The organism is Arthrobacter mobilis (assembly GCF_012395835.1).
Taxonomy (GTDB): domain Bacteria; phylum Actinomycetota; class Actinomycetes; order Actinomycetales; family Micrococcaceae; genus Crystallibacter; species Crystallibacter mobilis.
The window spans coordinates 1-21,271 of sequence record NZ_JAAZSQ010000019.1 but is presented as its reverse complement, the minus strand read 5'-3'; the positions used below and the strand labels follow the sequence as shown (position 1 = coordinate 21,271).

Genomic DNA, 21,271 nt, shown 5'->3' with positions numbered 1-21,271 from the left:
CGGTGGCACGCGCCACCGCTGGCTCCCTGCAGTCTAGTAGGCGGTGCGCTCCTGTACAGCCCCTGCGGCCGGCTGCTACATGCCGAAGTCTTCCGGGCCGTCGAAGGGTCCGACCACGGTGATGGTCCGCGGGGCCCCGGCCAGTTCCCGGGCCAGTTCCTGCACCTGCTCCGCCGTGACGGCCCGGATGCGGGCCAGGGATTCGTCGGCGTCGAGGAATTCGCCCGAGACCAGTTCGGCCCGGCCCAGCCGGGACATGCGCGACCCGCTGTCCTCCAGCGAGAGCACGATCCCGCCGGAAAGCTGGCCCACGGCCTTGCGCAGTTCTTCGGCGCTGATCCCGTCAGCGGCCAGCCTGTCCAGTTCCGCGCCGAGCAGCTCGACCACCTGGCGGGTCTTCGACGGCGAGCAGCCGGCGTACATCCCGAAGTAGCCGGCATCGGCGTAGGAGCCGGAGAAGGAATAGGTGGAGTAGACCAGGCCGCGCTTCTCGCGGACCTCCTGGAACAGGCGCGAGGACATGCCGCCGCCGAGCACGGCGTTGAGCACGCTCATCACGAAGCGCCGCTCGTCGGTGGCCACGATGCCCTGGCAGCCGACCACGATGTTGGCCTGCTCCACCGGGCGGCGGTGGACATGGATCCCCGGCAGCGAGGCGATCCGTGCCCTGCCGGTGGCGCGCCGGGGCACCGGGGCCCTGCCCTCCTCCAGATGCCAGCCGGCATGGCGCAGCGCCTCGAGCACCTGCGCGCAGACCTGCTCGTGGTCGAGGCCGCCGGCCGCGGTGACCACCAGTTCCTCCGGCCGGTAGTAGCGCCGGTAATGGTCCCAGACGGCCTCCCGGGGCACGGCCTGGATGGCCTCGGGGGTACCGCCGATCGGCCGGCCGAGCGGATGTCCGGCCAGCACGGCGGCGACGAACATTTCATGGCAGACATCGGAAGGATCGTCATTGTCCATGGCGATCTCTTCGAGGATGACGGCGCGCTCCTGTTCGAGTTCCTGCGGATCCAGCACCGCGGAGGTGACCATGTCGGCGATGACGTCGATGGCCATCGGCAGGTCCGAGTCCAGCACGCGCGCGTAGTAGCAGGTGCTTTCCTTCGCGGTGGCCGCATTGGATTCCCCGCCGACCTCGTCGAAGGCCGAGGCGATCTGCAGGGCGGTGCGCCGCCGCGTGCCCTTGAACAGCAGGTGCTCCAGGAAGTGCGTCGAGCCGTGCTGGCCCTCGGCCTCGTCCCGGGAGCCGACGGCGACCCAGAAGCCGATCGTCGCCGACCGCTGGCCGGGCATTGCCTCGGTGAGCACGCGCACTCCCCCGGGCAGCACCGAGCGGCGCACGATGGCGCCGCCCGGCTCGCCGTGAATCAGGGTGGGGTCGGCGCCGCCGATCCCGCCGGCGTCGGCATTATGGGAGCTGCCGGACAGCGGCAGGACGACGGCTGCCATGGTTACTCGGCTGCTGCCGTGGCTTCCGCTGCTGCTTCCGCCTCTTCGCCCTCGCCGGGTTCGCCGGCCACGACCGGGGACAGGGACAGCTTACCGCGGTCGTCGATCTTGGTGATCTCGACCTGGACCTTCTGGCCCACCGAGACCACGTCCTCGACGTTGTCCACGCGCTTGCCGCCGGCCAGCTTGCGCAGCTCGGAGATGTGCAGCAGGCCGTCCTTGCCCGGGGTCAGGGAGACGAAGGCGCCGAAGGTCGTGGTCTTGACCACGGTACCCAGGTAGCGCTCGCCCACCTCGGGCACCTGCGGGTTGGCAATGGCGTTGACCGCGGCGCGGGCGGCCTCGGCGGAGGCGCCGTCGGTAGCCCCGATCAGCACGGTGCCGTCGTCCTCGATGGAGATGTCGGCGCCGGTGTCCTCCTGGATCTGGTTGATCATCTTGCCCTTGGGGCCGATGACCTCGCCGATCTTGTCCACCGGGATCTTCACGGAGATGATCCGCGGAGCGTACTCGGAGAGCTCGTCCGGACGGTCGATGGCCGCGTTGATCACACCGAGGATGTGCAGGCGTGCCTCGCGGGCCTGCTTCAGGGCGGCCGCCAGCACGGCGGCAGGGATGCCGTCGAGCTTGGTGTCCAGCTGGATCGCGGTGACGAATTCGGCGGTGCCGGCCACCTTGAAGTCCATGTCGCCGTAGGCATCCTCGGCGCCCAGGATGTCGGTCAGGGCCGCGTAGCGGGTCTCGCCGTCGACCTGGTCCGAGACCAGGCCCATGGCGATGCCTGCCACCGGTGCCTTCAGCGGCACGCCCGCGTTGAGCATCGACAGCGTGGAGGCGCAGACCGAGCCCATCGAGGTGGAGCCGTTGGAGCCGAGGGCCTCGGAGACCTGGCGGATGGCGTAGGGGAACTCTTCCCGGCTGGGCAGCACCGGCACCAGGGCGCGCTCGGCCAGCGCTCCGTGGCCGATTTCGCGGCGCTTCGGGGACCCGACGCGGCCGGTCTCACCGGTGGAGAAGGGCGGGAAGTTGTAGTGGTGCATGTAGCGCTTGTGCGTCACCGGGGAGAGCGAGTCGATCTGCTGCTCCATCTTGAGCATGTTCAGCGTCGTCACGCCCATGATCTGGGTCTCGCCGCGCTCGAAGATGGCCGAACCGTGCACGCGCGGGAGCACCTCGACCTCGGCGGTCAGCTTGCGGATGTCCGTCAGTCCGCGGCCGTCGATGCGGACCTGCTCCTTGAGGATCCGCTGGCGCACGACCTTCTTGCTCAGGGCCTGGAAGGCAGCGGAGACTTCCCGCTCCCGGCCGGCGAAGGCGGCCTCGTCGGTGCCGGCCAGGCGCTCGAGCACCTCGGCCTTGAACTCGTCGGCGGCATCGTTGCGGGCCTGCTTGTCGGCGATCGAGAAGATCTCGGCCAGCCGGCCGGCAGCGTCCGCCTCCACGGCGGCGAAGACGTCGTCCTCGTAGTCGCGGAAGACCGGGAACTCCACGGTGGGCTTGGCGGCGCGGGCGGCCAGGTCCGACTGTGCCTCGCACAGCGCCCGGATGAACGGCTTGGCGGCCTCCAGGCCCTCGGCCACGACCTCTTCGGTCGGCGCGGGGGCGCCCTGTTCCTTGATCAGGGTCCACGCGTTGTCGGTGGCCTCGGCCTCGACCATCATGATCGCGACATCGTCTTCGGCCTCGCCGGAAACAACACGTCCGGCGACGACCATGCTGAAGACGGCGCTCTCCAGCTCGGAGTGCTTCGGGAAGGCCACCCACTGGGCGCCATTGCCGTCGTCGACCAGGGCGACGCGGACGCCGCCGATCGGGCCGGAGAACGGCAGGCCGGACAGCTGGGTGGACATCGAGGAGGCATTGATCGCCACGACGTCGTAGAGCACGTCGGGGTTGATCGACAGCACGGTGACGACGATCTGAACCTCGTTGCGCAGGCCCTTGACGAACGCCGGGCGCAGCGGGCGGTCCATCAGGCGGCAGGCCAGGATCGCCTCGGTGGAGGGCCTGCCTTCGCGGCGGAAGAACGAGCCCGGGATGCGGCCGGCGGCGTACATGCGCTCTTCGACATCCACGGTCAGCGGGAAGAAGTCGAAGCCTTCGCGCGGGGACTTGCCGGCGGTTGTGGCGGAGAGCAGGGCGGTGTCTTCGTCGATGTAGACCATCGCGGAACCAGCTGCCTGCTGGGCCAGCCGGCCGGTTTCGAACCGGACCACCCGGCGGCCAAAGCGGCCGTTGTCGATAACGGCCTCGGAGAACTGAATTTCGGGACCCTCCAAGAGAGCCACCTCCATTTCCTGAATCATCAGGAGGCGCCTGCACCGGCCCAGGCGCGGCCGGAGCGTGTGCGTGGCCGGCAGTACCTGTACAACACCCGGTCTTCGATCGAGGCGCACGGGCGATTGCTTCCCGTGGGCCACTACCGAGGACCGCGAATGCCGTGGTGCGGACACTCCTGTTTTCGGTTATTGAATTGTGCCGGTTCTACGAACCGGTTATTTGATTGTGCCGCAGGACGCGGGGCGGCGCCCAGTACCAGGCTCCGCCCCGCTTCCGGCTAGCGGCGCAGGCCGAGACGCTCGATGAGCGAACGGTAGCGGTTGATGTCGGTGTCGTGCAGGTAGCTGAGCATACGACGACGGCGGCCGACCAGGGCCATCAGGCCGCGGCGGGTGTGGTGGTCGTGCTTGTGCATCTTCAGGTGCTCCGTCAGGTCCGAGATGCGGCGGGACAGAACTGCGATCTGCACCTCGGGAGAACCCGTGTCGCCCTCGTGGGTGGCGTAAGCCTTGATGATTTCCTGCTTGACAGCGGCGTCCAGTGCCACAGTAACTCCTAGAAATTGTGCCGTGAGGCCCGAACAACACTTCGCTGCCGGGTACTCCGCGCCTGCGGCCGGCAGGAATCAGCCGGACGGTACCGGGAAACTGCGGGCAGGCACAAAGAAATTCAGCCGCCACGGACCGCAGCCAAATTTGGACACAAGTCTACCGTGCGGTACTCAGTCTGTCGAAAGCAGTGCCCGGGTCCGGGCGACGTCCAGGGCCATTTGGGCGGTCAGCGCGTCCAGCCCGGAGTAGGCGACCATGCCGCGCAGCCGGGCGACGAATTCGACCACCACGGTCTGCCCGTACAGATCGAAGTCCTCCACGGCTTCGGCGGGGCGGTCGATCACGTGCGCCTCCACCCGGCGGCTGGCGCCTTCGAAGGTGGGGTTCGAGCCCACCGAAATGGCGGCCGGCCAACGCTGGCCCGAGGCGTCGATCAGCCAGCCGGCGTAGACGCCGTCGGCCGGCACCAGCCCGGAGGAGTCCGGGGACAGGTTCGCCGTGGGAAAGCCCAGGTCCCGGCCGCGCGCGTCGCCGTGCACCACTTCCCCGCGCACGCGGTGCAGCCGGCCCAGCACCTGGGCGGCGGTGGCCACGTCGCCGGCCATCAGGGCCTCGCGCACCCAGGTCGAGGAGCAGCGCCGGCCCCCGTGCAGGGTGTCCGGGGCATCGGGCTGGTCCGAGCCGTATTCCTCGATGACGTACACGGCGAAGCCAAAGTGCTCCCCCAGTTCCTGCATGGTGCCCAGGTCCCCGGTGTTGTCCTTGCCGAAGCGCACGTCGTGGCCGATCACCACGGCGCAGACGCCGAGCGCCTCCACCAGCACGGTGCGGACGAACTCTTCCGGGGTGTTGCTGGCCAGTTCCAGCGTGTAGTGCATCATCAGCAGGGCGTCGATCCCGGTCTCGGACAGGGCTTCCACGCGGTCCTGCAGGCCCATGATCTGCGGCGGGGCGGTCTCCGGGCGGTGGACCTGTGCCGGATGCGGGTCGAAGGAAATGGCCACCGCCTTGGCATCGTGCCGGGCAGCGGTCTCCACCAGCGTCTCCAGCACCCGCTGGTGGCCGCGGTGCACGCCGTCGAAGTTGCCCAGCGTCACCACTGACGGACCGTAGCCGGAAGGCACTTCGGCCAGGTCATTCCAGTAGTGCACAGCACGCTCCTTGCGTCTTGTCCGATAGGTCCGGTGAGTCAGGTCTTCCCGCCTGCCGCTATCCATTATGGCCGATCAGCAACTGCTGGTCGGACACCGGGGTCAGCCCCGGCGTCCGGCCGCGGTGCCGGGACGGTGGCGGTAGAGCCACCAGAGCCCGACCACGGGCAGGACCAGCGGCACGTACCCGTAGCCCTTGCCGAAGCCCGACCAGACGGTGTCGTGCGGCAGCGCGGCCGCATCCAGCAGGCTGAACAGGCCCACGGCCAGCACCCCGGCCAGCTCCACCCCCACGGCCGCCACGGAGAGCCAGTAGGCGCGCGGGCCGGAGCGGGCCAGGGCGATGGTGGCGACGACGTAGACCGCGGCGGCCAGGGCCGAGAGCAGGTACGCCAGCGGCGCCTCGGAGAACTTGGTGGCAATCTGGTAGCCGGCGCGCGCCGACGCCGAGAGCGCGAAGACCCCGTACACCGCCACCAGCAGCCGCCCCGGACCGCTGGCTTTGGACCGGTACGGTGCCGGCCCGCCGGTAGCCGCCGGGACGCCGCGGGCTGTCCGCGGCCGTGATGCTTTCATCGTTTTCTTCATCCTGCGTTCTTAGTCCTGTCGATCTGCTCAGGCCGCCGGCACCGCGTCCCAGATCTGCTCCATCCGCACCAGCATGACGATGATCGTCAGGCCGGCTGCGCCCAGGACCAGGTTGCTCCACCGGCTGCGTTCCAGGATCGCCCACCAGAAGGCCGCCACCGGCACCAGCAGGGCCGTCACCCAGTAGCCCCAGAACTCCCACGCCTCGCCGGCAACGGCCTCGCCGCCCGCCTGGCGGACGATGGCCGCCGTGCCGTAGACCAGCAGGAACAGCTCCACCGCCGCCACCGAGAGGATGGTGATGTCGTTGGGCGGCTGCCGGATCACGGCAGCGGCGACGCAGACCAGGGCCGACACCAGCGCGACGACGGCCCCGGCAATGAAGAAGCCGTCGACGATCACCGCTGGGCTTCCTGCCCCGGGGCGAAGACCAGCAGCGGCCGGGCCTCGCTGCCGCGGTTCTGCAGCAGCGCCACCAGGCGCCCGTCGGGGGCGAAGGCCGCCGCCGGCGGCGCCCCCGCGGCGGCCGGCTCCCCCGCGCCGATCCGCCGGCCATGGGACAGGTCCAGGGCCTCGGCCGCATCGAGTTCGCGGACCGGGAACAGTACCCGTGCGGCATCGTCCAGGTCCAGGACCCTCAGGTCTGAAGCCAGTTCCTCCAGCGTGGCGGCCGCCTCGATGCCGAAGGGGCCCACGCGGGTGCGGCGCAGCGCCGTCAGGTGCCCGCCCACGCCCAGGGCCGAGCCCAAGTCCCGGGCCAGGGCCCGCACGTAGGTGCCGGAGGAGCATTCCACCGTCACGTCCACGTCCAGCAGCCTGCCGCCGCGGACCCGGTGGATGTCGTGGATGTCGAACCGGTGCACGGTCACCGGACGGGCCTGCAGCTGCACCGTTTCCCCGGACCGGACCCGGGCGTAGGAGCGTTCGCCGTTGATCTTGATGGCCGAGACACTGCTGGGCACCTGGCTGATCTCGCCCGTCAGCGCCGCGGCAGCCTGCCGGATGGCCTCCCCGGTCACCGCGGCGGCGATCGTTTCGGTCAGCACCGCGCCCTCGGCGTCGTCGGTGACGGTGGACTGGCCGAGCCTGATCGTGGCCGTGTAGGTCTTGGCGGCGCCGACAATGTAGGTCAGCAGCCGGGTGGCCCGGTTGATCCCGACCACCAGCACTCCGGTGGCCATCGGGTCCAGGGTGCCGGCATGGCCGACCTTCCGGGTCCCTGCCAGCCGCCGCAGGCGGCCGACCACATCGTGGCTGGTCCATCCCTGCGGCTTGTCCACTATCACCAGTCCCGACCGGGCCTGGACGGCCACCTGTCCTGCCGGCTGTCCCGATGCTTGCCCCGAATCCACGCCTTTCAGTATATGGCGTCGAACCCGGGGCTCCGGACGCGCGGGGGCGTCAGCGGCGCTGATCCGCGTCCCCGCCGTCCCCGGGGTCCCCGGCGTGCTCCCCGCCCTCGCCGGGCAGGCTGTCGTCGTCGTCGGCCTCCTCATAGTCCTCGCCGGACTCGGCGTTCTTGTACGGGTCGGCCTCGCCGGCGAAGGCGGCGCCCTGTGCCAGGGCCGCCACCTCGGCATCCCGCGCCCGGGCCTTGCGCAGCAGCTCCTCGATCTGGCCGGCATTGACCGGGACCTCGTCCGGAACGAACTCCAGGGTCGGGGTCAGGCGGGCGGTGATGTTGCGGCCGACCTCGCTGCGCAGCACGCCCTTGGCCTTCTCCAGGGCGGCGCGGGCGCCCTGCTGGGCCTCGTCGTCGCCGTAGACGGTGTAGTAGACGGTGGCGTGCTGCAGGTCGTTGGTCACCCGCGCGTCGGTGATCGTAATGCTGTCCACCCGCGGGTCCTTGACCCGCTTGCCCAGTGCCTGGGCAACCACTACCTTGATGCGCTGTGCCAGCCGTGCGGCGCGTGCCGGATCTGCCATGGCCCCTCCTTGTGGTTCCTTGCTTGCAAAAATTACCAGTCCCGGTTCCGTTCAGCGGCTGCCCCGCCCCTCGCATACCCGGGGCGGGAACCCCTGCCGCTTCACGTCGGGAACGACGGCGGCGGACGGCTGCCGTATGCAAGCCGTCCGCCGCCATCAATTACCGAGTGGGGCGGGAATACCCCACTCAGACGCGCGGCTTCTCGCGCATCTCGTAGGTTTCGATGATGTCGCCTTCCTTGAGGTCGTTGAACGATCCAAGGCCGATACCGCACTCGAATCCTTCGCGGACCTCGGTCGCGTCGTCCTTGAACCGCTTGAGCGACTCCACGGTGAGGTTCTCACCGATGATGTTGCCGTCGCGGGTAACGCGCGCCTTGGAGTTACGGCGGATGGTGCCCGAGCGCACGATGGAACCGGCGATGTTTCCGAACTTGGAAGACCGGAAGATTTCGCGGACCTCGGCGGTGCCGAGCTGCGCCTCTTCGTACTCCGGCTTCAGCATGCCTTTCAGCGCCAGTTCGATGTCGTCGATGGCGGCGTAGATGACCGAGTAGAAGCGCATGTCAACGCCTTCACGGTCGGCCAGTTCGGCCACCCTCTCGGCAGGCTTGACGTTGAAGCCGATGATGATGGCGTTGTCCACCGTCGCCAGGTTGACGTCGTTCTGCGTAATGGCGCCGACACCGCGGTGGATAACGCGCAGCTGCACGTCCTCGCCCACATCGATCTTGAGCAGCGAGTCCTCGAGCGCTTCGACCGCACCGGACACGTCGCCCTTGAGGATGAGGTTGAGGGTGTCAACCTTGCCCTCGGCCACGGCCTTGTCGAAGTCCTCCAGGCTGATCCGCTTCCGGCGCTTGGCCAGGGCGGCGTTGCGGTCGGCGGCTTCACGCTTCTCGGCGATCTGGCGTGCGGTGCGCTCGTCGTCGGTGACCAGGAAGGTGTCGCCGGCCCGCGGCACAGTGGACAGGCCCAGGACCTGCACCGGACGCGACGGATCCGCCGCCTCCACCGGTTCGCCGTTCTCGTCGAACATGGCCCGGACACGGCCGTGGGCAATGCCGGCGACAATGGTATCCCCGACATGCAGCGTTCCGGACTGCACCAGCACGGTGGCAACCGCACCGCGGCCCTTGTCCAGGTTCGCTTCGATCGCGATACCACGGGCGTCCTTGTTCGGGTTGGCCCGCAGGTCCAGGGCTGCATCGGCGGTCAGCAGCACCGCCGAGAGCAGTTCGTCGATGTTCAGGTGCTGGCGTGCGGAGACGTCCACGAACATCGTGTCGCCGCCGTACTCTTCCGGAACCAGGCCGTACTCGGTCAGCTGGCCGCGGATCTTGTCCGGGTTGGCGCCTTCCTTGTCGATCTTGTTCACGGCCACCACGATCGGCACGCCGGCGGCCTGGGCGTGGTTGAGCGCCTCGACCGTCTGCGGCATGACGCCGTCGTCCGCGGCCACCACCAGGATGGCGATGTCCGTGACCTTGGCACCACGGGCACGCATGGCGGTGAACGCCTCGTGGCCCGGGGTGTCGATGAAGGTGATCTTGCGCTGCATCCCCTCGTGCTCGAAGGCGATCTGGTAGGCACCGATGTGCTGGGTGATGCCGCCGTGCTCGCCTTCGACGACGTTGGAGTTGCGGATCGCGTCCAGCAGCCGGGTCTTGCCGTGGTCCACGTGGCCCATGACGGTGACGACGGCGGGGCGCTTCTCCAGGACCTCGTCGCCTTCGGCCTCGAGTTCGGCCTCCAGGTCGATGTCGAAGGAATCCAGCAGCTCGCGCTCCTCGTCCTCGGGGGAGACGACCTGGATCTTGTAGCCCAGCTCCTCGCCGAGGAGCTGGAACGTTTCCTCGTCCAGGGACTGCGTGGCGGTAGCCATCTCGCCCAGGTGGAACAGCACGGTCACCAGTGCAGCCGGGTTGGCCTCGATCTTATCCGCGAAGTCGGTAATGGAGGAACCGCGGCGCAGCCGGACAACAGTGTTGCCGTCACCGCGCGGGACGGTCACGCCGCCCAGCGACGGTGCGCTCATCTGCTCCAGTTCCTGGCGCTTGGCGCGCTTGGACTTGCGCTGCTTGCCGCGGCCGGCGCCTCCCTTGCCGAAGGCGCCCTGGGTACCGCCGCGGCCGCGGCCGCCCTTGCCGAAGCCGCCGCCGGCGGGTGCACCGCCACCGGCGCCGGGCGCGCCGCCCGGACGGCCTGCGCCGCCGGGACGGCCGGGAGCACCGGGACGGCCGGCGGGAGCCGGACGCTCGATGCGGTTGGGCATCATGCCCGGGTTCGGGCGCGGACCGCCGGGACGGGGACCGCCCTGGCCCGCCGCCGGACGCGGAGCACCCGGACGGGGTGCACCCGGACGCGGAGCACCCGGACGGGGACCGCCCTGGCCGGCCGCCGGACGGGGACCGCCCTGGCCCGGGGTTCCGGGACGCGGACCGCCGTCACGGGATCCACCCGGACGCGGCATGCCCTGGGAGGAAGCGAAGGGGTTGTTGCCCGGACGCGGGGCGCGCTCGGTGTCGCGGCCCCCGCGCGGCATGCCCTGGGACGTCGCGAAGGGGTTGTTGCCCGGACGCGGACCGCCCGGACGGGGCGCGGGAGCGCCGGGACGCGGAGCGCCGGCACCGGGCTTGGCCGGCGCCGCACCGCGCGCAGCGGCGGGAGCCGGAGCAGACGGTGCCGGAGCAGACGGTGCCGCAGCAGCCGGCCTGGCCGGAGCCGCAGCAGCAGGCTTGGCCGGTGCCGCAGGAGCGGGCGCTGCCGGAGCCGGGGCGGCCGGCCTGGCCGGAGCAGCCGGAGCCGGTGCCGCGGCGGCCGGAGCTGCCGGAGCAGCGGGGGCCGGCAACGGCCTGGCAGCCGGGGCTTCCGCAGGGGCGCCGGGGGCGGGGGCCGCAGGTGCCGGCTTCGGCGCAGCCTGCGGGGCCCGGGCGGGAGCCGGGGCAGCCTTGCTGCCGCCGGCCGGGAACGCGTCGCGAAGCTTCTTCACGACGGGCGCCTCGATGGTGGATGAGGCGGAACGGACGAACTCGCCCAGCTCCTGCAGTTTGGCAACTGCGTCTTTAGAGGTGATACCGAGCTCCTTGGCGAGCTCGTGTACGCGGACCTTGGCCACATTTCTCCTGTCTCGGTCCGCACCGAGGCAGGCCTGCCGGGTACGAACCGTCTAATTCTTGCTGTGGCCAGGCACGGCGTGCATGCACGCCACAGTCCGGCCATGGGCAGCGCACAACAAAGGTGTCATTGCTGCGCGCTCATCGCTTGGCACTCATCGGGTTTCCATCGGTTTCTGACCCGCTTTCAGGTTGGGGGTTGGATGCGCGTGGAAGTAGCTCTCCACGGCGCTGCTGTCGACACGGGCCCGGAAGGCCCTGCCGAACGCCCGCCGTTTCACGGCCAAGGCCATGCAGTCCGGATCGGGATGCAGCCACGCACCCCGGCCGGGCAGACGGCGGCCTTCGTCCACGACGACGGCGCTGGCGCCGTCCGCCGCTGTGACTGCCAGCCGCAGCAAATCGGCCTGAGCATCCCGGCGCCGGCAGCCGATGCAGGTTCGCTGCGGAACTACCGCAGCCCGGACCGGCTTTTGCGCGTCGGGAAATCTGGCCATGGATATTCTACCGCCTTCACCGCCCGGGCCACGAACCGGGCCCGGACAGGCTCCCGGACTCAACCGCGGGCGGCCGCGGCGTCGGAGACAATATCGATGCGCCAGCCGGTCAGTTTGGCGGCCAGGCGGGCGTTCTGCCCCTCCTTGCCGATCGCCAGCGACAGCTGATAATCCGGTACCACCACGCGGGCGGACCGGGCATCGGCGTCGGTGATCGTGACGGACGTGACCCTCGAAGGCGAGAGCGCGTTGGCGATGAAGGTTGCCGGATCGTCGCTGTAATCGACGATGTCGATCTTCTCGTCGTTCAGTTCCGTCATCACGGCGCGCACGCGCGAGCCCATTTCGCCGATGCAGGCACCCTTGGCGTTGAGGCCGGGCGCCTTGGCCCGCACCGCGATCTTGGTGCGGTGCCCGGCCTCGCGGGCCAGCGCCACGATCTCCACCGAGTTGTCCGCGATCTCGGGCACTTCCAGTTCGAAGAGCTTGCGGACCAGCCCCGGATGGGAGCGGGACAGCGTGATGGAAGGCCCCTTCATCCCGCGGTGCACGTCCACCACGTAGGCACGCAGCCGGGTGCCGTGCCGGTAGTTCTCCCCCGGCACCTGCTCCGGCGGCGGCAGCACGGCCTCCACGGTGCCCAGATCCACCTGGACCATGTTGGGATTGTGCCCCTGCTGGATCAGGCCGGAGACCAGTTCGCCTTCCTTGCCGCGGAAGGCACCGAGCACGTTGTCGTCCTCGGCGTCGCGCAGGCGCTGCAGGATGATCTGGCGCGCCGTGGACGCGGCGATCCGGCCGAAGCCGTTGGGCGTGTCGTCGAACTCGCCGACCACCGTGCCGTCCTCGTCGATTTCGGACGCCCAGATGGTCACGTGCCCGCTCTTGCGGTCCAGTTCGGCCCGGGCCTGCTGGATCGACCCGGGGGTCTTGTGGTAGGCCACCAGCAGCGCCTGCTCGATGGTGGGGATGAGCAGGTCCAACGGGATTTCGCGTTCGCGTTCCAGCAACCGCAGCGCGCTCATGTCGATATCCATGTCAGGCCTCCTCGTTCTCAAGATCCACTGTGCCGCCAGGTTCGCCGGCTGCGGCCAGCTCGTCATCCAGATGGCTGAATTCTATTTCCACTTTGCCCGACCGGATATTTCCGAAGGGGATCCGCACCGGCTCCCCCGGCTTCGGCTTCATGCCCTTCCGGGCCGGAAGGTCCGGACGGACCGTCACCGCGTCGTCGTCCACGGCCAGCACCCGGCCCGTGACGTCCTCGCCCTGCCGGACCCGCACCTTGACCATCCGTCCGAGGTTGCGGCGCCAGTGCCGCGGGGCAGTCAGCGGCCGGCCGACCCCCGGCGAGGAGACCTCGAGCTCGTACGGCCGGCCGCTGTCCTCCGGATCGTCGTCGAGGGCCTTGGACAGGGTCCGCGAGACCTCGGAGATCATGTCCAGGCTCACGCCCCCGGTCTGGTCCTCGGGCAGGTCCACGATCACGTGCACGGTCCGCTGCGAACCGGCGACGCGGACCTCGACGCCTTCCAGGTACAGGTTGCTGGCGGCCACGGTGGGCCCCAGGTATTCTTCGAGCCGGGCGGCTTCCGCCTGGGTATCGGTACCGGATGGCCTTCCGGATTTGAACATGCCGGAATGACCGGGCCGATCCGCCATTGCTGCCTCCCCGATGGGTATGTGGTGTAGCTACTAGATTAGCCACAATTGGCGCGGCCGTTGACACGGGCCCTGCCGCCTGCCCCTGCCCGGAGCGGGTCTGCCGGCCCGCAGATGCGCCCGGGCCCGGGCGCGTGAGATCATCGACTGTTGTGAATTCCAGAGCCAAGCCGCCGGTCCCGGCGGACCCGGTGCCGCAGGCAGCGTCCCGCACCGGCCGCCGCATCGGGCACCGTATCGGCCGGTTCCTGCTCCTGCTGCTCGCCGGCGTCCTGGTCCTCACCCTGGGCACCGTCGTCACCGGTCCGGCCCCCGGCACGGCGCCGGTGGACACCACCGAGCAGGCCCGGAGCCAGGCCCGTGCAGAGCTGCTGGACCTGGCCGCCGGCTTCGAAGCCCTCGCCGCGGGCCGCAGCGGGCAGGTGCTCATGGACACCTCGGTGCTGCTCTCCCGCCAGGCGCAGCTGTTCGCGCTGGAAACGCAGCAGCCCGGCACGGCACCGGCGGCGCCCTCCGGGCAGCCGGCGCGCCCGCCGGGCGGGTTGGGCGAATCCGTCAGCCGGCTCGCGGCCGCCTCCCGCTGGATGCTCGGCACCGCCCAGGAGGTGGAGCCGGGCCTGGCCCGGCTGCTGGCGTCCGCCGGTGCCGCCGGCTACGCGCAGGCCCGGCTGCTGCAGCGGGAAACCGGTACCCCCGAGGACCTGCCGCGCCCCTGGCAGCCGGCCCCGGCAAGCTGGGCCGCCTCCTGTTCCGGCCCCGGCGGTACCCGCGGCGCGGCGGAACCCTCCGGCGGCAGGCCGACGACGGCGGACGCCCTGGCCGCCGTCGTCGTCAGCGAACGGAAGCTGGCCTACGCCTACGAAGCCGCGCTGCCGCGGCTGGCCGGCGCGGCCGGCCAGGCCGCCCGCAAGCGCTACCTGCAGCACCGGGAACTGATCGAACGCTGGGAGGGCATTGCCGCCGGCCTGTGCGTCAAGGTGCCGCCCGCAGAAGCTGCCTGGCAGCTGCCCGCCGGCTTGTCCGCCACGCCGGGCCCGGTCCTGGCGGACGCGGAGGCCGCGGCAGCCGCCGCCTTCGCGGACCTGGTCGCCTTCAGCGGCGGGGCGGTCCGCGCGCAGGCCAGCGCCGGCCTGCTGGGTGCCACCCTGCGCATCGCCGACACCGCCGGAGCCGTGCCCGCGGCGCCGGGAATCCAGGTCCGGGGGCAGGCCCTGCCCTAGGCAGGCCTACCCGGAGTTCTCCTGCAGTACGTCCCAGCCGAGCTTGACGATCAGCACCGCCACCACCAGCAGGAAGACCACCCGGACGAACCTGCTGCCCCGGGTCAACGCCGTCCTGGCTCCCACGTAGCCGCCGGCCATATTGGCCATCCCCAGGAGCAGGCCCAGGCCCCACAGCAGGGAACCGTGCGGCAGGAAATACAGCAGCGCACCTAGGTTGGTGGCCATGTTGACGATCTTGGCCTTGGCGCTGGCGGCCAGGAAGCTGTAGCCAAGCAGCGCCACCATCCCGATGACCAGGAACGACCCGGTGCCCGGGCCGATCAGCCCGTCGTAGAACCCGATCACCAGTCCGATGCCGCCGGCGGTGCCGAAGTGCCGGGCCCCGGAGTGGCGCAGCTGCGTGAGGGTGCCGGCCGTGGGATGCAGCGCGGTGAACACGGCGACGATGGCCAGCGCGGCGATGATGACCGGCTTGAACACCGCGGCCGGCAGCGACGTGGCCAGGATGGCTCCGCAGAAGCTGCCGGCCAGGGCGATGCCGGCCATCGGCAGGGCTGTCCGCAGATCCGGCTTGGCCCGGCGGAAGTAGGTGATGGAGCTGGTGGTGGTGCCGAAGATCGAGCCCAGCTTGTTCGTCGCCAGCGCCTGGACCGGGCTGATGCCGGGGACCAGCAGCAATGCGGGCAGCTGGATCAGCCCGCCCCCGCCGACCACCGCGTCCACCCAGCCTGCGCAGAAACCCGCCACGACCACGAGGGTGGCCGTGGCGGGTGTAAGTCCCTCGAGTCCTAAGACTTCCAGGCCGGGAATCACTTCCCGGCCAGGGCAGCCACGTGCGCCACGGCCTCCCCCAGCGCCACGTTCTGCGCCTGGCCGGTGGCGCGGTCCTTGACCTCGACGACGCCGTCGGCCAGGCCGCGGCCGACCACCAGGATGGTGGGCACGCCGAGCAGTTCGGCATCGGAGAACTTCACGCCCGGGGAAACCTTCGGGCGGTCGTCGTAGATCACCTCGAGGCCGGCCGCCTCCAGCTCCTCGGAGAGGACGGCAGCGGCCTCGAAGACCTCGGAGCCCTTGCCGGTTGCCACCACGTGCACATCGGCCGGCGCCACACTGCGCGGCCAGGTCAGGCCCTTGTCGTCGTGGTAGGTCTCGGCCAGCGCCGCCACGGCCCGGGTCACCCCGACGCCGTAGGAACCCATCGTCACGGTGGTCAGCTTGCCGTTGGCATCGAGCACCTGCAGGCCCAGGGCCTCGGCGTACTTGCGGCCCAGCTGGAAGATATGCCCCATCTCGATGCCCCGGGCCGCCTCCAGCGGGCCGGAGCCGTCGGGGGCCTCGTCCCCGGCCCGGACCTCGGTGGCCTCGATGACCCCGTCCCAGCCGAAGTCGCGGCCGGCAACGAGCCCGAAGACGTGCTTGCCGTCCACGTTGGCGCCGGTGATCCAGCTGGTGCCGGACACCACGCGGGGGTCCACCAGGTACAGCAGCCCGGTCTTGCCGGTGCTGCCCAGCACCGCGGCATCCACCGACTCGCCCGGACCGATGTAGCCCTTGACCAGGCCGGGGTGCTTGCGCAGGTCCTCCTCGCCCGCCGGCTGCACGACGATCTCGCCAGCGACCGGCAGGAAGGAACCGATGTTGGCCTCGACCCGCTTCAGGTCCACGTCGCGGTCCCCGGGCACGCCGATGACCACCAGCTGGCGCACGCCGGTGGGCAGGTCCACGGCCAGCACCACGTTCTTGAGCGTGTCCGCGGCGGTCCACGGCCGGTCCGCGCGCGGGGCCAGCTGGTTGGACGCCTGAACCAGGGTTTCGATGGTGGGGGTGTCCGGGGTGTCCTTGACCTCGGCGGCGGGGGCGCCGGTGTAGTCGATCTCCGGCGGCACGACGGTGGCCACGGCCTCGACGTTGGCCGCGTAGCCGCCGGCCGAGCGCACGAAGGTATCCTCGCCGACCTCGGTCGGGTGCAGGAATTCCTCGCTCCTGGACCCGCCCATCGCCCCGGCGGTGGCCTTGACCGGGACCACCTCCAGGCCCAGCCGCTCGAAGATCTTCAGGTACGCGGCCCGGTGGGCCGCATAGCTGGCGTCCAGGCCGGCGTCGTCGATATCGAAGGAATAGGAATCCTTCATGATGAACTCGCGCCCGCGCAGCAGGCCGGCCCGCGGGCGGGCCTCGTCCCGGTACTTGGTCTGGATCTGGTACAGGCACACCGGCAGGTCCTTGTACGAGGAGTACAGGTCCTTCACCAGCAGGGTGAACATTTCCTCGTGCGTGGGCGCCAGCAGGTAGTCCGCGTCCTTGCGGTCCTTGAGCCGGAAGATGCCTTCGCCGTACTCGGTCCAGCGGTTGGTGGCCTCGTAGGGTTCCTTGGGCAGCAGCGCCGGGAAGTGCACCTCCTGGGCACCGATGGCCGCCATCTCCTCGCGGATGATCTGCTCCACCTTCCCGAGCACCCGCAGGCCCAGCGGCAGCCAGGAATAGATGCCCGGCGCGGCGCGGCGGATGTAGCCGGCGCGGACGAGCAGCTTGTGGCTGGCCACCTCGGCGTCGACGGGATCTTCGCGCAGGGTGCGCAGGAACAGGGTGGAGAGTCGGAGGATCACGCTGGGAATCCGTTTCGTCGCTCGGTGGGAAGGAATCAGTATCCAATCCTACGGTTCGCGCCCGGCTAGAAGAGAATCGTCGCGAAGGTTCCGACCTGTTCGAAGCCCACGCGGCGGTAGGCGGCCAGGGCCCGGTGGTTGTAGTCGTTGACGTACAGGCTCGCCACCGGCGCGTAGCGCCGGGAGAGTTCGACGACGGCGGCCATGCAGGCCGCGGCCCGGCCCTGGCCGCGGTAGGCCGGGTTCATCCAGACGCCCTGGATCTGCACGGCATCGGCGGAGACGTTGCCCAGTTCGGCCTTGAAGACCACCTCGCCCGCCGCGTTCCGGCACAGCACCGAGTGCCCTCGTTCGATCAGCGACTTCACCCGCTGCCGGTAGTGCGCCCCGCCGCCGGCCAGCGGCGAATAGCCGACCTCCTCCTCGAACATCGCCACGCAGGCCGGGATCAGCGCCTCCAGGTCCTCGGCCGTGGAGAAGCGCAGGTCCGGATCCGGAGCCACGGCGGGGGTGCCGCGCAGCTCCATCAGCGGCTGGTCCGGGCGGATGTCGAAGGGCCGGGCGCTGCTGTGCTGCAGGGTGGACCAGATCCCGAGCACGCCTTCGGCCGGACCGAAGATCGAGGAAACATGCCGGTTGGCCGCGGCCAGGAAGCCGCCCATCTGCGCGCCGCGCCCGGCGTCCAGGCCCACCGGCACCACGTTGACGCCGGCCCAGCAGGCGCCCGCCAGCGCGCCGCCGTCGTCGAAATAGCCCAGGATCCGGGCCCCGGACGGGGTAGGTCCGGCCGTCCCGGCACTCTCCAGGTGGGCGGCCATGAACACGTTCGCCACCGGATCCGGGCGGACCAGGGACCACAGGGCGGCGGTGTCCGCATCGGTGAGCGGGCGGATGTGCTCCCCCGTCCCGGCCCCGGCGGCGCTGCTGGCGGGGGCACCGGGGGCGGGACCGCGCTGGCTAGCCGACGTTAACCACGGGGCTACCCTTGACAGCATTTTCGCCATCGGCGTTCCCCATTTCCTCAGCAATCCTCATTGCTTCTTCAATGAGTGTCTCAACAATCTGGTCCTCCGGGACAGTCTTGATGACCTGGCCCTTCACAAAGATCTGGCCCTTGCCGTTGCCGGAGGCCACGCCCAGGTCCGCCTCGCGGGCCTCGCCCGGGCCGTTGACCACGCAGCCCATGACGGCCACGCGCAGCGGCACCGTCATGCCTTCCAGCCCCTTGGTGACCTGCTCGGCCAGCGTGTAGACGTCCACCTGGGCGCGGCCGCAGGACGGGCAGGAGACGATCTCGAGCTTGCGCGGGCGCAGGTTCAGCGACTGCAGGATCTGGTTGCCCACCTTGATCTCCTCCACGGGCGGGGCCGAGAGCGAGACGCGGATGGTGTCCCCGATGCCCTTCGAGAGCAGCGCGCCGAAGGCGGTGGCGGACTTGATGGTGCCCTGGAAGGCCGGGCCGGCCTCGGTCACGCCCAGGTGCAGCGGCCAGTCCCCGCGCTCGGCCAGCAGCTCGTAGGCCCTGACCATGACCACCGGGTCGTTGTGCTTGACGGAGATCTTGAAGTCGTGGAAGCCATGTTCCTCGAACAAAGAGGCCTCCCAGACCGCCGATTCCACCAGCGCCTCGGGCGTGGCCTTGCCGTACTTGCGCAGCAGCCGCGGATCCAGCGACCCGGCATTCACGCCGATCCGGATGGACACACCGGCGTCCCTGGCGGCCTGGGCGATCTCCTTGACCTGGTCGTCGAACTTGCGGATGTTGCCCGGATTGACGCGGACCCCGGCGCAGCCGGCGTCGATGGCCGCGAAGACGTACTTCGGCTGGAAGTGGATGTCCGCGATCACCGGGATCTTGGACTTCCTGGCAATAATCGGCAGCGCCTCGGCGTCGTCGGCGCTGGGGCAGGCCACGCGCACGATGTCGCAGCCGGCGGCGGTCAGCTCGGCGATCTGCTGCAGCGTGGCATTGATGTCTGTGGTGGGGGTGGTGGTCATGGACTGGACGCTCACCGGCGATTCCGAGCCGACGCCCACGGACCCGACCTTGATCTGCCGCGTCTTCCGGCGCGGGGCGAGCACGGGCGGCGGCGGGGCCGGCATTCCAAGATTGACCGAAGTCACGTAGTCCTCCATGAGCCTTGCAGGCTGTTCGTCCTCAATTGACCATCCTCAACGGACCGTCAGCTTTTATTATCCCCTGCTGCCTGCGGCTGGACGTAGTCCGCGAAAGCCCCGGTGACCGGCACCCACTCGGTGACCTTCAGCCCGGAAACGAGCTGGTTCACATTGAAGGGGTCCTGCTTGAGCTCCTCCAGCAGCGCGGCCTCGGACTCGGCGGTGAACAGCAGCAGGGCGCCCTCGCCGTCGGCGAACGGTCCGGAGGCCAGCAGCCGGCCGGACTCGACGAAGGCCTTCAGCCAGGCGCGGTGGGCGGGCCGGTGCTCGTCCCGGCCTGCCTCGGATCCGGGGGCGTAAACGTACTCCACAGCAAAAACACTCATGGCCCCCACCATACCAACCGGACCGCGGCGCCCCGGCCGCTGCTCACTGCCCGCTGTTCACTGGTAGGAGACGAACCAGGGCGCCGGGTCCACGTCCCGGTAGGTCTGCCGCGGGGTGAAGGTGGGCTTGTCCTCGTCGTAGAAGTTCTTCCAGCCCATCCACACCCCCCTGGGCGCCACCTGCAGCAGGCTGTTCCAGGTTTCCATCTTCTGCCCGGCCGTCCCGTGGCCGTCCGCATGCACCACCACCGCCAGTTCCTCGTGCGAGGTGTCCACGCGGTGCTCGTTGCGGACCATGTCCTGGCGGAACTGGTGGATGATCAGCACCTTCTGCGGCAGGTTGTGTTCCCGGGTCAGCCGGGCCAGCCATCCGGAAACCTTGTTGATCTCGGCCGCATCCACCGAGCCGATCTGTTCCATGTGGCGCTGGCCTGCTGCCAGCCGCCACTCCGGATCCAGGGCCAGGCCCACGTGCGGCAGGGCCAGCAGCTCCGCATAGTGCTTGGCCTGCGTGGGGAAGTCGGTGCGTCCGGGCTGCAGGTCCAGCACCACGTACACACCCGCCTCGCCGGCGGCCTCGACCCAGGGCCGCAGTTCCTCCGGATCGCTCAGGCTCGAGTACCTGCCATCGGCCCCCGGCGAGGCGGAGGCCACCGAGGCGATGATCTCGAAGGCCGGGATCACCGGCTCGCGGCTGTACTGCTGGTAGCTGGCGGCGAGTTTTTTCACCCTCCCGATGGCGGCGTCGATCCCCTGCTCCCCCAAGGCCCCCAGCGCCGGGCCCGACGGATGCCCGTACAGGGCCACCATCCGCCGGGCAGGAAAGGCCAGCAGGCCGCCGCCAGGCAGTTCGGGCACGGTCAGCGCGGCCTGCACGCGCTCGCCGAATTCGGCCGGGCTGCCGAACGAGGCACCGATGCCCAGCACGCTGTTCTCCGGGGCCTGGCGCAGGAAGGCAACGGTCTCCGGATCCTGCCGGGGATCCGCTGCCGGGTCCGTGTGCATGCGTGCCCCCGAGGCCGCCACCACTGCCCTGGTCGCCGGCAGGCTGCGGGCCTCGTGCCCCAGCAGCACCGACCAGGCCGGCGCCGCCGCGGCCGCGACCGGGGCCCGGACCGGATCCTGGGCCCCGAGCATCCGGATCCCGTCCAGCAGCGGTTCCCAGCCGCCCTCGGGCCGGCCGTGGACCTTGACCTCGCGGACCTGCAGCCGGCGCAGTTCGGCGGCCAGGCCGCCGCCGGAGAGCAGCAGCGGCACGCCCAGGGACACCGCCTCCTCCGCCCCGGCGGCGATGGCGGCGGCATCGTCCGCGGCGGCGGCCACGGCCAGCGGGCTGGTCTCGAACAGGGCGGCGCTGGCGGCCAGCGCCGCCTCGGCATCGCTGCCGGTGAGCAGCTGCGGTGCGGCCGGTGCAGTGCGCAGGTACACCTGGTCCGGATTGCGCTGCGGCTTACCTGCCGGGCCTGCAGCACCGGTCTCGCCCGCCGGGGCGGACCCGGTGCAGCCGGACAACAGCAGCGACGCGGCGAGGCCTGCTGCCGCCAGCAGCCGCCGCAGGCGCAGTCGTCCGGATCCTGCTGTGCTCGTCATTGCGCCCCTTTCGCCGGTCCTGCTGCCAGCCTAAGCCGACGAGGGCCCCGCCGCGAGCGGGCGAGCGGTGGGAGGCGGCTTAGGCGCTAGCTGTACTGACCACGGACATTGGTGATACCCGGCGT

19 protein-coding genes are annotated in these 21,271 nt (G+C 70.3%); 1 reads left to right on the top strand and 18 read right to left on the bottom strand.

What is annotated here, in order from left to right; translation table 11 throughout:
• Positions 1 to 75: 75 nt before the first annotated feature.
• The 12 genes from HGG74_RS16360 to rimP form a co-directional block, all read right to left on the bottom strand.
• On the bottom strand, positions 76 to 1,449 hold the full coding sequence (locus tag HGG74_RS16360) for a M16 family metallopeptidase (RefSeq protein WP_168488072.1): 1,374 nt from the start codon (positions 1,447 to 1,449) through the stop codon (positions 76 to 78).
• Positions 1,450 to 1,451: 2 nt separating this feature from the next.
• Complete coding sequence (locus tag HGG74_RS16355; RefSeq protein WP_246262963.1) at positions 1,452 to 3,728, bottom strand: polyribonucleotide nucleotidyltransferase; 2,277 nt, start codon at positions 3,726 to 3,728, stop codon at positions 1,452 to 1,454.
• 278 nt (positions 3,729 to 4,006) lie between these two features.
• Entirely contained in the window at positions 4,007 to 4,276 is a 270-nt protein-coding gene (rpsO, locus tag HGG74_RS16350; RefSeq protein WP_168488070.1) for a 30S ribosomal protein S15, read from the bottom strand.
• Positions 4,277 to 4,450: 174 nt separating this feature from the next.
• Positions 4,451 to 5,431: a bifunctional riboflavin kinase/FAD synthetase gene (locus tag HGG74_RS16345; RefSeq protein WP_312856876.1), complete on the bottom strand. Its 981-nt coding sequence runs from the start codon at positions 5,429 to 5,431 to the stop codon at positions 4,451 to 4,453.
• A gap of 102 nt (positions 5,432 to 5,533) precedes the next feature.
• Complete coding sequence (locus tag HGG74_RS16340; protein ID WP_168488066.1) at positions 5,534 to 6,007, bottom strand: hypothetical protein; 474 nt, start codon at positions 6,005 to 6,007, stop codon at positions 5,534 to 5,536.
• A 39-nt stretch (positions 6,008 to 6,046) separates the two neighbouring features.
• Positions 6,047 to 6,421 carry a hypothetical protein gene (locus HGG74_RS16335; protein WP_168488064.1) on the bottom strand — a complete coding sequence of 125 codons (375 nt, stop codon included), beginning with the start codon at positions 6,419 to 6,421 and terminating at the stop codon, positions 6,047 to 6,049.
• Complete coding sequence (gene truB / locus HGG74_RS16330; protein WP_312856875.1) at positions 6,418 to 7,371, bottom strand: tRNA pseudouridine(55) synthase TruB; 954 nt, start codon at positions 7,369 to 7,371, stop codon at positions 6,418 to 6,420. Before truB ends, HGG74_RS16335 begins: the two co-directional genes overlap by 4 nt.
• 49 nt (positions 7,372 to 7,420) lie before the next feature.
• A complete protein-coding gene (rbfA, locus tag HGG74_RS16325; protein WP_168488061.1) occupies positions 7,421 to 7,945 on the bottom strand; it encodes a 30S ribosome-binding factor RbfA in 525 nt (174 codons plus the stop codon).
• 187 nt (positions 7,946 to 8,132) lie between these two features.
• Positions 8,133 to 11,063 (bottom strand): translation initiation factor IF-2, encoded by a 2,931-nt coding sequence (gene infB, locus HGG74_RS16320; protein WP_168488060.1) that lies wholly within the window; start codon positions 11,061 to 11,063, stop codon positions 8,133 to 8,135.
• A 153-nt stretch (positions 11,064 to 11,216) separates the two neighbouring features.
• A complete protein-coding gene (locus HGG74_RS16315) occupies positions 11,217 to 11,558 on the bottom strand; it encodes a YlxR family protein (protein WP_168488058.1) in 342 nt (113 codons plus the stop codon).
• Positions 11,559 to 11,617: 59 nt separating this feature from the next.
• Positions 11,618 to 12,595 carry a transcription termination factor NusA gene (gene nusA, locus HGG74_RS16310; protein ID WP_168488057.1) on the bottom strand — a complete coding sequence of 326 codons (978 nt, stop codon included), beginning with the start codon at positions 12,593 to 12,595 and terminating at the stop codon, positions 11,618 to 11,620.
• A gap of 1 nt (position 12,596) precedes the next feature.
• Positions 12,597 to 13,193 carry a ribosome maturation factor RimP gene (rimP, locus tag HGG74_RS16305; RefSeq protein ID WP_312856874.1) on the bottom strand — a complete coding sequence of 199 codons (597 nt, stop codon included), beginning with the start codon at positions 13,191 to 13,193 and terminating at the stop codon, positions 12,597 to 12,599.
• Between the two features lie 179 nt (positions 13,194 to 13,372).
• On the opposite strand from rimP, the gene HGG74_RS22165 reads away from it, so the two are divergent.
• Positions 13,373 to 14,440, top strand: a complete 1,068-nt coding sequence (locus HGG74_RS22165) for a DUF4439 domain-containing protein (protein WP_168488053.1) — start codon at positions 13,373 to 13,375, stop codon at positions 14,438 to 14,440.
• A gap of 6 nt (positions 14,441 to 14,446) precedes the next feature.
• Here HGG74_RS22165 and HGG74_RS16295 read toward each other — a convergent pair whose 3' ends face one another.
• From HGG74_RS16295 to HGG74_RS16270, 6 genes are all read right to left on the bottom strand, one after another.
• Positions 14,447 to 15,190 (bottom strand): sulfite exporter TauE/SafE family protein, encoded by a 744-nt coding sequence (locus tag HGG74_RS16295; protein WP_376766148.1) that lies wholly within the window; start codon positions 15,188 to 15,190, stop codon positions 14,447 to 14,449.
• Positions 15,191 to 15,252: 62 nt separating this feature from the next.
• Positions 15,253 to 17,052: a proline--tRNA ligase gene (locus tag HGG74_RS16290; protein WP_168488049.1), complete on the bottom strand. Its 1,800-nt coding sequence runs from the start codon at positions 17,050 to 17,052 to the stop codon at positions 15,253 to 15,255.
• Positions 17,053 to 17,117: 65 nt separating this feature from the next.
• A complete protein-coding gene (locus HGG74_RS16285) occupies positions 17,118 to 18,056 on the bottom strand; it encodes a GNAT family N-acetyltransferase (RefSeq protein ID WP_312856872.1) in 939 nt (312 codons plus the stop codon).
• Positions 18,010 to 19,176, bottom strand: coding sequence for a flavodoxin-dependent (E)-4-hydroxy-3-methylbut-2-enyl-diphosphate synthase (gene ispG, locus HGG74_RS16280; RefSeq protein WP_168488047.1), 1,167 nt, complete (start codon positions 19,174 to 19,176; stop codon positions 18,010 to 18,012). The genes HGG74_RS16285 and ispG overlap by 47 nt, the downstream gene beginning before the upstream one ends.
• A 59-nt stretch (positions 19,177 to 19,235) precedes the next feature.
• Positions 19,236 to 19,556, bottom strand: coding sequence for a YciI family protein (locus HGG74_RS16275; protein WP_168488045.1), 321 nt, complete (start codon positions 19,554 to 19,556; stop codon positions 19,236 to 19,238).
• Between the two features lie 57 nt (positions 19,557 to 19,613).
• Positions 19,614 to 21,146 (bottom strand): hypothetical protein, encoded by a 1,533-nt coding sequence (locus HGG74_RS16270; RefSeq protein ID WP_168488043.1) that lies wholly within the window; start codon positions 21,144 to 21,146, stop codon positions 19,614 to 19,616.
• Positions 21,147 to 21,271: the final 125 nt, after the last annotated feature.